Raw genomic sequence first — 14,348 nt, 5'->3', positions numbered from 1 at the left:
GAAGCGGGGGCACGCGGCGCTACCCGCCCCGGGTGAAGGCGAGGGCGCCGTCGGGCCCCACCTCGGTGCGGATCGTGTCGCCGTCGTTGAACCTTCCCTCGAGGATCGCGAGGGCGAGCGGGTTCTGCAGGAGCCGCTGGATGGCCCGCTTGAGCGGGCGCGCCCCGAACGCCGGGTCGTAGCCCTCGTTGGCCACCAGCGTCTTCGCGTCGTCGGTGAGCTCGAGCGTGATCTTGCGCTCGGCGAGGAGCTTGCGGAGACGTGCCAGCTGCAACTCGACGATGTACCCGATCTGCTCGCGCCCCAGCGGCCGGAAGACGATGATGTCGTCGACGCGATTGAGGAACTCCGGCTTGAACTGCTGCCGGAGGGCCGCCGTCACCTGCGACTCGACCATCGCCCAGTCGCCGCCGGCGTGCTCCAGGATGAACGAGGAGCCGACGTTCGACGTCATGATGATGACGACGTTGCGGAAGTCGACGGTACGCCCCTGGGAGTCGGTGAGCCGACCGTCGTCCAGGATCTGGAGGAGGATGTTGAAGACGTCGGGGTGCGCCTTCTCGATCTCGTCGAACAGCACGACCTGGTACGGCCGGCGACGCACGGCCTCCGTCAGCTGCCCTCCTTCCTCGTAGCCCACGTAGCCCGGGGGCGCGCCGATGAGGCGCGCGACGGCGTGCTTCTCCATGTACTCCGACATGTCGATGCGCACCATCGCCTGCTCGTCGTCGAAGAGGAACTCGGCCAGGGCCCGCGCCGTCTCCGTCTTCCCGACGCCGGTGGGGCCGAGGAAGATGAACGAGCCGATGGGGCGATTGGGATCCTGCAGGCCGGCGCGCGAGCGGCGCACGGCGTTCGAGACGGCTTCCACCGCCTCGCGCTGCCCGACGACGCGCCTGGCCAGCTCGTCCTCGAGCTTCGCGAGCCGCTCGCGCTCGGTCTCCATCATCCGGGTCACGGGGATCCCCGTCCAGCGCGAGACCACCTCGGCGATGTCGTCGGAGGTCACCTCCTCCTTCAGGAAGCGGTGCCCCTCGCCGGCCCGGGAGGCCAGCTGCCCCTCGACCTCCTTGAGCTGGCGCTCGAGCTGGGGGATGGTCCCGTACTGGATCTCGGCGGCGCGCCCGAGGTCGCCGGTGCGGGTGGCCTGTTCGGCCGCGGTCTTGGCGTGGTCGATCTCCTCCTTGATCTTCCCCACCGCACCTAACGACTCCTTCTCGCGCTGCCACTGCGCCTTCATCCCGGCCGAACGCTCCTTCTCCTCGGCCAGCTCGCGCTCGAGCACCTGGCGGCGCTCGACGGCGGCCGGGTCGACCTCCTTCTGCAGGGCCTGGCGCTCGATTTCCAGCTGCACGATGTGGCGCTCCACCTCGTCGATTTCCTGCGGCATGGAGTCGATCTCGATGCGCAGGCGCGAGGCGGCCTCGTCGACCAGGTCGATCGCCTTGTCGGGGAGGAAGCGGTCGCCGATGTAGCGGTGGGAGAGGGTCGCCGCGGCGACGATTGCGCCGTCGGTGATGCGGACCCCGTGGTGGGCCTCGTAGCGCTCCTTGAGCCCGCGGAGGATCGCGATCGTGCTCTCGACCGTGGGTTCGCCCACGTACACCGGCTGGAAGCGGCGCTCGAGCGCCGGGTCCTTCTCGACGTGCTTGCGGTACTCGTCGAGCGTGGTGGCCCCGACGACGCGCAGCTCGCCGCGCGCCAGCATCGGCTTGAGCATGTTGCCGGCGTCCATGGCCCCCTCGGCCTTGCCGGCACCAACGATCGTGTGCAGCTCATCGATGAAGACGATGAACAGCCCCTCGGCGTCGGTGATCTCCTTGAGCACCGCCTTGAGGCGCTCCTCGAACTCGCCGCGGTACTTGGCCCCGGCGATGAGGGCCCCCAGGTCGAGCGAGATGAGGCGCTTGTTCCGCAGCCCCTCGGGCACGTCGCCATTGACGATGCGCTGGGCGAGTCCCTCGGCAATCGCCGTCTTGCCGACCCCCGGCTCGCCGATCAGGACCGGGTTGTTCTTGGTGCGCCGCGAGAGCACCTGCATCACGCGCCGGATCTCCTCGTCACGCCCGATGACGGGGTCGAGCTTCCCCTTGCGCGCCTGCTCCGTGAGGTCGCGGGTGAAGCGCTGGAGCGCCTGGTACTTCTCCTCGGGATTCTGGTCGGTGACCCGATGCGACCCGCGCACGGCCTGCAGCGCCGCGAGCACCTCGGCGCGGTCGGCGCCGGCAGTCGAGAGCAGTCCCTTGCTCTCGGTCCCCTTGACGTCGGTCAGGGCCAGCAGGAGGTGCTCCGTCGAGATGAACTCGTCGCCGAGCCCGCGCGCCTCTTCCTCGGCGCGGTCGATGATCTGGTTCAACTCGCGCGAGAGCGAGGGCTGGGCGCCGCTCTGCCTGGGGTAGCGTCCCATCTCGCGCTCGACCGCCTCGCGCAACGTCGGGACATTGACCCCCACCTTCTGCAGGATGGGGACGACGATCCCCTCGTCCTGCATCAGGAGCGCCTGCAGGAGGTGAAGATCGTAGACGAGCGGATTGCCGCTGCGGCGCGCGAGGGCCAGCGCCTCGTTCAGCGCTTCGGTCGACTTCACGGTGAGGCGATCGGGATTGATCATCGACGCGTCGGGTCGGATGGAGTTCGCGAGCCGAGGGAATCCTGCGGCCCACTGACGGGAGGGCAATCCCGATGCCGCACGCCGGTGGCCGAAATGGCGTCCGTCGGGCGCACATCGCCGGACGCGACGTCAGGGGTCATGCCGAGATGGCGGCGTGCATGCCGGGGCACGGCCGAAATGTCGGGCGCCGCGGCCTCCCTTGGGAAGCCGCGGCGCCCGGATCATGCTCACTTCATGACGATCATCTTGCGGAAGATCGCCTTGCCGTCCACCTCGAGGCGATACATGTAGATCCCCGAGGCCACCTCACGACCGTTGGACAGGTACTTGCCGTCCCAGTACGCCGTGTACTGGCCGCACGTGAGTAACACGTTGCTCAGCGGTTGCCCGCCCGCGATGCTGGAAGATCCGCCCTGCAGGACGGGGACCGCCACCATCTGTGCGAGCACATTGTAGATCTTCAGCGAGACCCGATACTGCCGCCCCGCGTCACTGCAACTCGGCGCATCACCGATCGAGAAGGGTATGGTCGTTTCGGAATTGAACGGGTTGGGGTAATTCTGCCCCAGGCTCGATCCCGACACCGGATCACGACTCGATTGTGTTGTCGCCTGGGCCGCCGCCGCCCGCGTCACCAACGCACAGAGAGCGAGCACCAGGAACCGTGCTGCCCATCGTAGCGTCATGTGTCCATCTCCGAACTGACAAAGTAGAGGGTGCGGGAGCTAACTCCTGATGACTGTTTACGTTCTGCAACTCGGCGCGAACATAGGAATGCGCGTGGGGGCTGTCAAGCAACGTTCATCCGCATTTAGCTCCCCAATACCCTACCCCCGTCGCGCCGTTCCGTGATGCGCTGCCGGTCACAGTACTCCAGGAAGGGAATCAGGTATTTCCGGGACGTACCGATGATCTCGCGCAGCTCGGCCGGGGCGTAGACCCGTCCCGGCGCCATGGCCGCACGGAGCCGGGCGGTCAGCTCGCGAACCGCGTCGTGCGGGTAAAAGCGGTCGGGTTCCACCTGGACCAGGAGCTGCTCGCGTTCCAGTGCCCGCAGGAGGGGGACGGGATCGGCGCCGCCCCGCTCGGCACGCAGTTCGGCCACGGACGGGGGCTCGCCCCAGGCACTCGACAGCCGCTCGAGCAGCCATGTCCGCTCGCGGCCGAGGGTCTCGCTCATGACCGGCGACCACCCGGTCCGACGGAAGCCGCCTCCCCCCTGCTCCACCGTCCCGGCCGCACTGCATTGTGCAAGGGTCAGGGAGAGCAGCGATTCGCTGCACCCCATGCGGGCACGGAGCGCCGCTCGCGGGACCCATTCGTCGAGCGGATGCTCCTCATGGTAGCGAGCGACCGCCGCGACGAGCCGGTCGGAGAGGGTGTCCACGAGTTGGCGATCGAACAGCTCGTCGCCGGCGCGAATCAACTCCGGAAGGGCGCGCACCAGTCCGGGGGGATCGCCCGGGGCGCAGCCCAGGCGGACGGGGAGCGAGGCGATGGACACCCCACGCTCGCCCCCCTCCTGGACGATCCGGACGAGTCGCTGCGTGGGCGTGAGCCCGGCCGGCCAGGGGCGCGGCCGGCGATGCGCGGGAGCGGGATCCACGATGATCCCACCCCCGATGGTTAGCGGGGGCGAGGGGAGCCGGAGAACGAAGCGGTCGCCGGCGCGCGCCACCAGGGGGGCATCGAGCACCAGCCGGGCGCCACGCGTGGTGCCGGGGGTGAGCGCCCCTCCGGCGCTGACGACACGGGCCCCCACTTCGCTGGTCCCCAAATGGAGCCGCACCCACTCCCGGGGACGAAGCGGGCGCGCGAAGTCGTCGAGGAGGGCGACGTCGGCGCGCACGACACGGGAAGGGGCCCACGCGCCCTCCTCGACCAGGAGCCCTCCGCGTGCGAGATCGCCGAGCTCGACCCCGGCGAGGGCGACGGCGCCACGGCTCCCCGGCGACAGGCGATCCGTCGGGAGGCCGTGGCGCTGGATGCCGCGGACGCGCACCGCGCGATCGACTGGAAAGAGCCGGAGCGCGACGCGCGCATCGAGCGTCCCGCTCCAGACGGTTCCCGTGACGACGCTCCCCGTCCCCTTCACGCTGAAGGCGCGGTCGATGGGCATGCGAAAGAGATCGGCCGCGGCACGCGCGGGGAGGGCGAGGAGTTGCGCGCGCAGCACGTTGCGCAGCGCGTCGAGGCCCTGCCCCGTCACGACCGACGTCTCGACGACCGGGGCCTCGCGCAGCGGCGTGCCGGCGAGGAGCGCGCGCACCTCGTCGCGTACGAGGGCGGCCCACTCGCCGTCGACGAGGTCGCACTTGGTGAGGGCGACCACGCCGGCGCGCACGCCGAGCAGCGAGAGGATCGCGAGATGCTCCCGCGTCTGCGGCATCACCCCTTCGTCAGCCGCAATCACGAGGAGGGCAAGGTCGACGCCGGTGGCGCCGGCGAGCATGGTGCGCACGAATGCCTCGTGCCCCGGCACGTCGACGACCCCCACCGTCCCCACGCCGTCGATCGCGAGCGGGGCGAAGCCGAGCTCGATGGTGATCCCCCTGCGCCGTTCCTCGGGGAGGCGATCGGTGTCGACCCCGGTGAGGGCGCGCACGAGCGCCGTCTTGCCGTGGTCGATGTGCCCGGCGGTCCCGATGATCATCCGGCGTATCCCGCCGCGGCGCCCATGCCGCGCTCCCACGCCTCGAAGGCCCGCAGGGCCCGCCCATCGCCGAGATGGTGCTCCAGGAACTCACGGAGGAGGCGCAGGTGCGCGCGGCGCATGGCCGCATCCTCGACGGCGAGGTCGGCGCCCGCGGTCCAGGCGCGGAGGGCGGCACGCGCCTCCGCCGGGAGCGGGCGCCCTCGCGGGGCCGACGCGGCACACGCGTCGCAGACCACCCCTCCGGCGGAGCGCGTGAACGCGACGGAGGCATCGTCGACGATGGGGGCGTGGCACACGCTGCAGCGATCGAGCGCCGGGGCGAAGCCGAGCGCCACCACCAGGCGCCACGCCCCCGCCAGCCCGACGTCACGCGCACGGAAGGGGGGGGCGGCCTCGAGCGCATCGAGCGCGTGCGTGAGCTCGGCGAACAGTTCGCCCGCCTCGTCGCCCGCAGCGAACCGCAGGATGAGCTCGGCGATGGCCGACGCCGCGACAAACCGTTCCAGGTCGGCGGCGAGCGCCCGGCGCGCGCTGGTGAGGTCGAAGCCGACGAGTTGTTGCAGCTCACGGCCCGGGTGCACCTGCAGGTGCGCGGTGCCGCTGGCGAAGAGGTCGAGGCCCGTGCCGAAGCGACGCCGCGAGGAACGCGCGCCACGCGCGATCACCGACTGGAGGCCGGCGTCGCGCGTGGCGAGGCGGATGATGCGCGAACTCTCGAGGTAGTCGAACCCGTGAAGGACGACCGCGTCGGTGGTCACCAGCGGCATCCTCCAAGATAGCGCCGGGCTACCGCAGCGTGCCGAGGCGGAAGCCGGCGAGCAGGACGCGCCCGGGAGCCGCGAAGCCGGCCATCTCCTGGTAGCGCGCGCCCAGCGCGTTGTCGATGCGCAGGGTCAGCGCCGACGACCGCCACACTCCGCCGCCACGCCCCAGGTCGACCTCCCCGCCGAGGTCGACGCGGGTGTATGGATCGAGCCGGATGGGAGTGGCGGGGTAGGTCGCGAAGTCCCGATCGTCCCGGGGGCCCACGCGCAGCACGGACAGGTCGAGCCGCACATGGCGGAACCGGCGAAGCTGCGCCCCCGCCGAGACGGTGAGGGGTGGACGGCGAAGGAGTCGCTCCCCTCGCACGAACGTGGCCCCGGCGCCCGACTGGAAACCGGCGTCGTCGACCCGCGTGCGAAGGACGGTAGCGTTCGCGAACAGGGCGACGCCACGGGCGGCGTCGCCGCTGGCCTCGACCTCGAGCCCCCGCGCCGACGCCGCGGCCACGTTGAAGTAGTTGGGGGCGGTGGGCGACGTCCACGTGTACTGGATGAGGTCCCGGAACCGCTGGTCGAAGACCGTAGCCGCCAGCTGCATGCGGCCGCCCCCCAACGACTGCTCGATGCCGACCTCCCACGAGCGCGAGCGCTCCGGGGTGAGCGCGGGATTCCCGACCGAGAAGGCACTGGAGAACGTCTCGAGGAAGGTCGGTGCCTTGAAGCCGGTCCCGACGGACGCCCGCACCCGGGCCCCGACCCAGGGGCGAACGGCGGCACCGACACGGGCAGTGCGGAAGCTGCCGTACGTCTCATTGTCGTCGTGGCGTCCGCCCACCGTGAAGGAGGCACGCCCCACGTCGCCGACCCATTGCCCGTACACGGCACGGGTGATGCGCGATGCCGCGAACCGATTCAGCGACACATCATAGTTGGAGCTGTCGGCGCTGCGTTGCCGCTCGGCGGCGTACTCGCCTCCCAGGGAGATGGCGTGACCGGCCGCGGGACGGATGACCAAGCGCGCGTCGGCGCCGCGACGGCGCACGACCCCGGCCGAGCGATACGCGTAGAAGCCGACCGTGTCGCCAGCGCCATCCGACGGGTCGCTGGTCCGCCCGTGCGCCTCGAGCGCGGTGAGCGAGAGCATCCCCTCCACGCGCCTGCCGAGCGCGCGTGCGAGGTCGGCGGAAGCCGAGAAGCGGCGCTCGCCGCGCTGGGCGTTGCGATCCACGACGGCCCCTGCCCCGTCGGTGGGGTACTGGAAGGCGTTGTCGCTGTGGCGCACGGAGAACGCCGAGCGTACCGACGCCACCTGGGCCTCGCCCCGCAACGACGCGACGTCATTGCGATAGGCATTGTTGAAGGCGAGGATGCCATCCGTGGCGTGGTGGGCGAGTCCGAGCGAGAGGCTCCCCAAGGGACCGCGGGCGCCGACGCTCGCATCGGCCACGCGGGTGCCGTAACTCCCGGCCCGGGCCGCAAGTCGCGCCTCGAGCGGCGCAGCGGCCCTGCGCGTGAAGACCTGGATCACCCCGGTGACCGCGTCGCTGCCGTACAGGACGCTCGCCGGGCCGCGCACGACCTCGATCCGTTCGACGTTGTCGAGCGTGACGGCACCGAGGTCGATCGCTCCGCCCGGATCGTTCATCGGGACGCCGTCGACGAGGAGGCGGACATAGTCGCTCTCGCCGCCGCGCAGGAAGAGCGACGCCTGCGCGCCGTTGGAGCCGGCCCGGGCGATGCTGATCCCCGGAATGGCGCGCAACGCGTCGGCCAACTGCGAAATGCCGGCGGCGCGCAGCGCCGCGCCTTCGATGACGGTGACGGAGGCGGTGGTGGCGCCGATGGAGCGCGCCATCCGATCGGCGGTCACGACGACCGGGGGAAGGCGGGTGGTATCGCCAGACGCCTGCGCCTGCAGGGCGGCGAAGGGCGAGGCGGGAAGCGCGACGGCGGCAAGCGCCACCGCGGCGAGGTCACGCCGCGCGAGACGGAGCGCGAGACGGAGCGCGACACGGAGCGCGAGGCGGCGGGCAGGAGTCGGTCGCACGCTGCGGGCGCCGTGGCCGGCAGCGGGTGCGGGACGGAGGAGCTGGAGGGGCATCAGGAGGGATGTCGTCAGGGAATCGGGGCGTGCGGCTTGCGCAGGGGGACGAGCGTCGGTGCACCGACGGCCGGATCACGCGAGACCACGAGTGGCCACTCGTAGACGCGCTCGAGCGTCTCGCCACGCATCACGTCGGCCGGGGGTCCGTACGCGACCGCGCGGCCGCGGGAGAGGAGGACCACCCGGTCGGCAAAGCGCGCGACGAGGTTGAGTTGATGACTGACTATCAGGACGCAGCGTCCGGCATGTGCGAGCGCCGCGAGGAGCTCGAAGCAGGCCATCTCGTGCGCGATGTCGAGGAACGAGGTGGGTTCGTCGAGGACGATGGCGTCGGTCTGCTGGGCGAGGGCGCGGGCGATGCGCACCCGTTGCCACTCGCCGCCGGACAGCGTGTCGGTCCGGCGCGCCGCCAGGTGCACGACGTCGGCGCTGGCGAGGGCGCGGGCCACGGCCCCGCGATCGGCGGCCGACGGCGCCGCCCAGGCCCGTTGCCAGGGGAAGCGCCCCATCGCGACGTAGTCGCCCACCAGGAGCGGGAAGGCCGGCTCCTCACGCTGGCCCACGACCGCCACCATCCGGGCCAGGCGCTCGCGCGGGATCGACGCGGCCGACTCGCCGTCCACGAAGATCCCCCCGCCGGCCACCGGAACGCGGCCGAGGAGGGCGCGGACGAACGTGCTCTTGCCGCTCCCGTTGGGGCCCACGACGGCGGTCACCGCACCGCGTGACGCGCCGAAGCTCACGCCGCCCAGGGCATCGTCCCCCGCGGCGGGGTAGCGGACGCGCAGCGCCTCGACGGTGATCACCGCCCCACCCGCAGCCGCCAGAGGAAGAACGGGACACCCAGGAGGGCGGTCACCGCGCCTAACGGGAGCTCGGCCGGCGCACGCGCCGTCCGCGCCGCCAGGTCGGCCACGACCACCAGCGCCCCCCCACACATGGCGGACGCCACGAGCGTCGCGCGCGCACGCCCCCCGGTGAAGAGGCGCGCCAGGTGCGGGACGATGAGCCCGACGAACCCCACCAGGCCGGCGACGGCGACGGTGGCGGCGGCCAGGAGAGAGGCGAGGATGAAGAAGTGCCGCGCGGCTCGCGGGGCGTCGAGTCCCAGCGCCCCTGCGGAATCGCCCCCCAGCGCGAGGACATCGAGCCAGCGCGCCCGGTGCAGGAGCGGGACGCCGATGGCAGCGAGCGCGACCGCCAGCAGCAAGACGTCCCGCCATCCGGCGGCCGCCACCGACCCCATCATCCACCAGAGCGCATTGCGGGTCACGTCGGGAGCCGCAGCCGCCATGACCACCATGATGGCGGCATTGGCGAAGGCGCCGATGACGACACCCGCCATGAGGAGGATGCGCGTATCGCCCTCCCCCCCGGTGGCCCGTGCGAGGGCGAGCACCCCAGCCACCGCCAGCAACGCGCCGACGAACGCCGCGAGGGCGACGGCCGGGGGGGCCGTGAAGCCTCCCGCCACTGCCAGCACCGCCCCCACCGCCGCCCCACCGGAGACGCCGAGCAGGTAGGGCTCCGCGAGCCCATTGCGCAGCGTGCCCTGCATCACGGTGCCGCTCATCCCGAGCGCCCCGCCGACGAGGAGGGCGAGCAGGACGCGGGGGAGGCGCACGGTCCGCACGATGGCGCGGGTGGCCGCATCGCCTCGCCCGGCGAGTGCGTCCCACACGTCGCCAGGGGCAATCGGCGTCGCCCCCAGCATGAGGGCGAGGAGCGAGGCCGCCAGCATCGCGACCACGAGCAGCGTCCACCCGGCGCGCGGCACCCCGGCGCGCGGCATCCCGGCGCGCGGCATCATGGGATGGCCACGCCCGGGTGGAGGAGGGCGGCGAGCGACCGCGCCCCCTCGCCCAGGCGCAACGAAGGCCGGGAGACGAGGGTGGTGTCGTAGGCCATCACGTGCCCGTCGCGCACGGCGCGCAGCGCACGCCACCGCGCATCGGTCGTGAGTCGTGCCACTTCGGTCGGACCGGCGAGGATCACGTCGGGGTCGCGGCGCAGGAGGTCCTCGAACGACACCTGCGGCGACGGTTCGAGGAGGTCGGCATACACGTTGCGGCCGCCGGCGACCTCGACCAGCTCCGACAGGTAGCTCCCGCCGCCGATGGCCATGAGCGGGTTGTCCCACACGTGCAGGAAGACGCGCGGGCGCGGCGCGTCACGGAGGGCCAGCCGTACCGCGTCGAGCGAGCGGCGCAACGAGTCGACGGCACCCGCCGCCTCGTCTGCGCGACCCGTGAGGGCGCCGACGATGCGCACGCTTCGCTCGAAGTCCGCGATGCGATCGATGCGGAGCGCGACCACCCGAATCCCGGCCTCGACCAGGGTCGCGGCAGCGGCGCGGTTGTCGCCACTCGCGTAGAGGATCACCAGGTCGGGGCGCGCCGCGAGGATGCGTTCGACACTCGGGCGGATGGCGTCGCCCACCTCAGCGACGCGTTGCGCCTGGGGCGGCCACTGGTCCCATCGCGAGCGCCCGACGAGGCGATCCCCCGCGCCTAACGCGAACAGGAGCTCGGTCGTCGTCGGATTGAGGGAGACGATGCGCCGCGCCGGCGCGGCGGGGACGATGGCGGCGCCGTAGTCATCGACCGCGTCGGGAGGGCGCGGCGTCCCGCCGTCTCGCCCTCCGCAGGCGGCGGCCGCCGCCCACACGAGGACCGGCGGAATGCGCCGGCACCACCCTGGCCTGACCCGAAACAAAGATGCGGACATTCGCACTCGGAAAGCCGGGGAATGTCCGCGAACGCGCGCGCGCCATCACGGCATCACGCACCCCACCGGCCCTCCCCCGAGGACCCTACTGTGTGGCGCGGACGATGGTCGTCTCCTGGCTCCGGGCCGTCCACCCGCCTTCCCGACAGAGTCAGTGGCATGCTGGGTGAACCGTTCCTGCCCGTTACAGTGGCGGGGCCGCACCGGCATCGCACCGGTTTCCGTGTCCGCCGTCCGCAGGTCGATTGTGCCGCGGAACCTACCGGTCGTGGGAACGATGCGCAAGCGCGTCCACCAGCTGCGTCTTGAGCGCCGCCCGATAGCGCGCCAGCTCGCCCCGCGCGGCGGGAGCGACGGAGCCCTCCGGCTCCAGCATCGTGTCGACCGCCGCGAGCTGCCGGGTGAGCCGGGTCACCTCACCGGCGCTCGCGGCCCCGCCGACGGAAGCGAGCGCGGCCTCCGCGTGCGCGTTGGTCGCCCCACTCCCCGCTCGCGCATCCGCCCCCGCGCGCTGCGCCAGGCGCACGGGCGCACGACGTCCTGGCGACGCGCGTCGCGACAGCACCACGATCGCGCCTAACGTGACAAGGGCCAGCACCAGCGGAACCAGCCACGTCGGGAGGGGCGCGCCGGCGCCGCCCCCGACCACGGCGAGGGTCACGACGGCGTTTGCCTTCGCGTCCTGCCCGAGAAAGCGCGTGAACGTCTTTCCGTCGACGCTCACGCCCCCCTGGCTCACGAGCCCGGCGCCCGCAGCCGTGGCTCCCGGCTCCTCGAGCAGCACCTCGAGGACGCTGACGCTGCGCTCCAGCGGAATCGCGAGCGGGAAGACATCCGGCGGGAGGTCGTAGGTGAGGACGAGCTGGCGCAGGCCAGGCGAGAGCGGGGCGTAGAGGTCGGCGCGCCCATTCCGAACGTCGACACTCCCCTCCCCCATCTCCCCCTGCGACGCCCGCACGTTTCGCGCGCCGTCGGGGAGAAGGAGCGAGTACGTGGCGCGCTTCGACGGCCCCGCCACGCGCGTGAGCACGGTGTCGTTCTCGATCTCGAGGACGTCGATCACGCTGCGAATCCCGTCGGCGCTGGGCGACGAGACGACGAAGTGGCGTCCCCGCAGCTGCAACCGGACGTCGGCCGACGTGGTGTCGTACACGACGATCTCCGACGAGTCGCCCATCACGCCGGGCGTCGCCCCGGCGGAAACCGGCGCCGAGAAGTACGCGATCCCGCCATAGTGCGCCGAGACGAGGTACATCGCCTGCGAGTCGGGGGCGCTGACCCGGAAGGCATAGCGGCCGCGCGCATCGGTCACCGCCGAATCGATCGCCCCCGCCTCGCGGGCGCTCACGCGGTGCAGCGTCACCGGCTCGCGAGCGACAGGCACCACGCCGTCGAGCGTCTGGCGCACGACCGTTCCGCGCAGGCGAAGCGGCGGCTGCGCCTCGGCGTCCGTGGCGAGCAGCGCGAGCGCGGCCGGGGCGAGCGCGGCCAGGGCGAGCGTGGCCAGGGCGAAGCCGGCCATCGCACGCGTGGCGGCTGCCACGGCTCGCATGACGGGCGTGGGGGCGACGCAAGGCAAGCCGCGGGCGATCACAGGCAACCGGATGTCAGGGACGGGGCGACAGGAGGGGGGAAGGCACCTAGAGATGGAACTTCCCGAAGTCCTCGGGGCGGAGGCTCGAGAGGTACTGCTTGAGCTGCTCCGCGGTCATCTCCTCGGTGCTCTGCACGGGTGGCGCCGGGGGAAACGCCTCCTCGCCTTCTTCCTCCTCGGCATTGGGCGCCTCCTCGCCCGGAACGGCGAGGAGCGATTCGTCGGCGAAGATGGGCGCGGGGACGCGCAGGGCGATGGCGATGCTGTCGGACGGCCGCGCGTCGATGCGGTATTCCTCGGCCTCGCGGTCGATGAGGAGTTCCGCGTAGTACGTCGCCTTCTGCACGCGCGTGATGTGCACCTGTCGGAGCGTCCCGCCGAGTCCGAGGATGAGCGACTTGCACAGGTCGTGCGTGAGGGGGCGCTCCTTCTTGACGTGGTTCATCTCCAGCAGGATCGACTCGGCCTCGGCCTGTCCGATCCAGATCGGGAGGACCCGTTCACCGCCCACCTCGCGCAGGATGACCACGTACGTGTTGGTGCTCCCGTCCAGGCCAAGGCGGGCGACCGCCACCTCCACCATCGTGCTCATGCTGCCTCCGGGGATGCCGCTTCCCTACTCTCGCACCGCGCGCTTCAGCTCCGCAACCTTGTCCAGGCGCTCCCAGCTGAACAGCGTGGCGGCGTGCTTGCCGCGCCCGAGCTTCTCCGGCTTGCGCCCGAAGTGCCCGTACGCCGAGGTGGGCGTGTAGATCGGCTTGCGCAGGTCGAGCGCGCGGATGATGTCGCGCGGGGTGAGCCGGAAGACCTTGCGGACCGCCTCGGTGATGCGGGCGTCGGTCACGACCCCGGTCCCGAAGGTGTCCACCATGATCGAGACCGGCTCGGCGACGCCGATGGCGTACGCGAACTGCACTTCGACACGCCGGGCCAGCCGCGCGGCGACGATGTTCTTGGCGACCCAGCGCGCCGCGTAGGCGGCGGAGCGATCGACCTTGGACGGGTCCTTGCCGCTGAAGGCGCCGCCGCCATGGCGCCCCATCCCGCCGTACGTATCGACGATGATCTTGCGACCCGTGAGCCCGGCGTCGCCCTGCGGGCCGCCGATGACGAAGCGTCCCGTGGGGTTGATGAACTTCCGCATGCGCCGCGCACGCAGCTCGACCGGGATGGCGGCCTCGATGATCTCCTTCGTCACGCCGTCGTGGATCTTCCGGTTGGAGACCGCGTCGGCGTGCTGGGTGGAGATGACGACGGTCTCGACCTCGATGGGCTGCCCGTCCTCGTACAGGACCGTCACCTGCGACTTGCCGTCGGGGCGGAGCCACGGGAGGGTGCCGTCCTTGCGACGCTCGGAGAGCGCCTTGGTCAGGCGGTGCGCGAGCGTAATGGGGAGCGGCATGAGCTCCTCGGTCTCGTCGCACGCGTAGCCGAACATCATTCCCTGGTCGCCGGCGCCGCCCGTGTCGACGCCCTGCGCGATGTCGCGCGACTGCCGGCCGATGGCGTTGAGGACGCCGCACGAGTCGGCGTCGAATCCGATCCCCGCCTCGGTGTAGCCGATGCGCTTGATGGTCTGGCGGACGATGTCGCGCAGGTCGACCCACGCCGTCGTCGTGACCTCGCCGAAGATGGTCGCCAGCCCCGTCGTCACCATCGTCTCACAGGCGACCCGGGAATGCGGGTCACTCCGCAGGAGCTCGTCGAGCACCGCGTCGGAGATGGCGTCCGCCACCTTGTCGGGATGCCCTTCGGTGACGGATTCGGACGTGAAGAGGTGACGTTCGGCCACGGGGAACTCGCGAGGAGGGACGTGGGGATGGGCTGTCGGGCGACGGCCGGCGACCAGGATGCTCAACGATAACCGAGGGCGCGGGAGCGCGGCAACGGAC

General features: G+C 71.8%; 11 protein-coding genes and 1 other annotated feature. All 11 genes read right to left on the bottom strand.

Annotated elements, in window-relative coordinates:
- Nucleotides 1-19: 19 nt before the first annotated feature.
- The 11 genes from ABS52_12400 to ABS52_12350 all read right to left on the bottom strand — a co-directional run bounded on the left by ABS52_12400 (nucleotide 20) and on the right by ABS52_12350 (nucleotide 14,248).
- A complete protein-coding gene (locus tag ABS52_12400; protein ID ODT02802.1) occupies nucleotides 20-2,611 on the bottom strand; it encodes an ATP-dependent chaperone ClpB in 2,592 nt (863 codons plus the stop codon).
- Nucleotides 2,612-2,838: 227 nt separating this feature from the next.
- Complete coding sequence (locus ABS52_12395; GenBank protein ID ODT02801.1) at nucleotides 2,839-3,195, bottom strand: hypothetical protein; 357 nt, start codon at nucleotides 3,193-3,195, stop codon at nucleotides 2,839-2,841.
- Nucleotides 3,196-3,422: 227 nt separating this feature from the next.
- Nucleotides 3,423-5,273 (bottom strand): selenocysteine-specific translation elongation factor, encoded by a 1,851-nt coding sequence (locus tag ABS52_12390; GenBank protein ODT02823.1) that lies wholly within the window; start codon nucleotides 5,271-5,273, stop codon nucleotides 3,423-3,425.
- Nucleotides 5,261-6,034 (bottom strand): DNA repair protein RecO, encoded by a 774-nt coding sequence (locus ABS52_12385; protein ID ODT02800.1) that lies wholly within the window; start codon nucleotides 6,032-6,034, stop codon nucleotides 5,261-5,263. Before ABS52_12385 ends, ABS52_12390 begins: the two co-directional genes overlap by 13 nt.
- A gap of 19 nt (nucleotides 6,035-6,053) precedes the next feature.
- On the bottom strand, nucleotides 6,054-7,994 hold the full coding sequence (locus ABS52_12380; GenBank protein ID ODT02799.1) for a hypothetical protein: 1,941 nt from the start codon (nucleotides 7,992-7,994) through the stop codon (nucleotides 6,054-6,056).
- A gap of 152 nt (nucleotides 7,995-8,146) precedes the next feature.
- Nucleotides 8,147-8,962, bottom strand: a complete 816-nt coding sequence (locus ABS52_12375) for a hypothetical protein (protein ID ODT02822.1) — start codon at nucleotides 8,960-8,962, stop codon at nucleotides 8,147-8,149.
- On the bottom strand, nucleotides 8,938-9,945 hold the full coding sequence (locus ABS52_12370) for a hypothetical protein (GenBank protein ODT02798.1): 1,008 nt from the start codon (nucleotides 9,943-9,945) through the stop codon (nucleotides 8,938-8,940). The genes ABS52_12375 and ABS52_12370 overlap by 25 nt, the downstream gene beginning before the upstream one ends.
- Nucleotides 9,942-10,802 carry a hypothetical protein gene (locus ABS52_12365; GenBank protein ID ODT02797.1) on the bottom strand — a complete coding sequence of 287 codons (861 nt, stop codon included), beginning with the start codon at nucleotides 10,800-10,802 and terminating at the stop codon, nucleotides 9,942-9,944. The genes ABS52_12370 and ABS52_12365 overlap by 4 nt, the downstream gene beginning before the upstream one ends.
- Before the next feature lie 170 nt (nucleotides 10,803-10,972).
- Nucleotides 10,973-11,085, bottom strand: a binding site (cobalamin riboswitch).
- Between the two features lie 36 nt (nucleotides 11,086-11,121).
- Entirely contained in the window at nucleotides 11,122-12,414 is a 1,293-nt protein-coding gene (locus ABS52_12360) for a hypothetical protein (GenBank protein ODT02796.1), read from the bottom strand.
- An 88-nt stretch (nucleotides 12,415-12,502) separates the two neighbouring features.
- Nucleotides 12,503-13,039, bottom strand: a complete 537-nt coding sequence (locus ABS52_12355) for a hypothetical protein (protein ID ODT02821.1) — start codon at nucleotides 13,037-13,039, stop codon at nucleotides 12,503-12,505.
- 33 nt (nucleotides 13,040-13,072) lie between these two features.
- A complete protein-coding gene (locus ABS52_12350) occupies nucleotides 13,073-14,248 on the bottom strand; it encodes a methionine adenosyltransferase (GenBank protein ID ODT02795.1) in 1,176 nt (391 codons plus the stop codon).
- Nucleotides 14,249-14,348: the final 100 nt, after the last annotated feature.

Source organism: Gemmatimonadetes bacterium SCN 70-22, from assembly GCA_001724275.1.
Taxonomy (GTDB): Bacteria; Gemmatimonadota; Gemmatimonadetes; order Gemmatimonadales; family Gemmatimonadaceae; genus SCN-70-22.
Note: the sequence above shows the minus strand (reverse complement) of the source record. Positions and strands in the feature narration are given on the sequence as shown.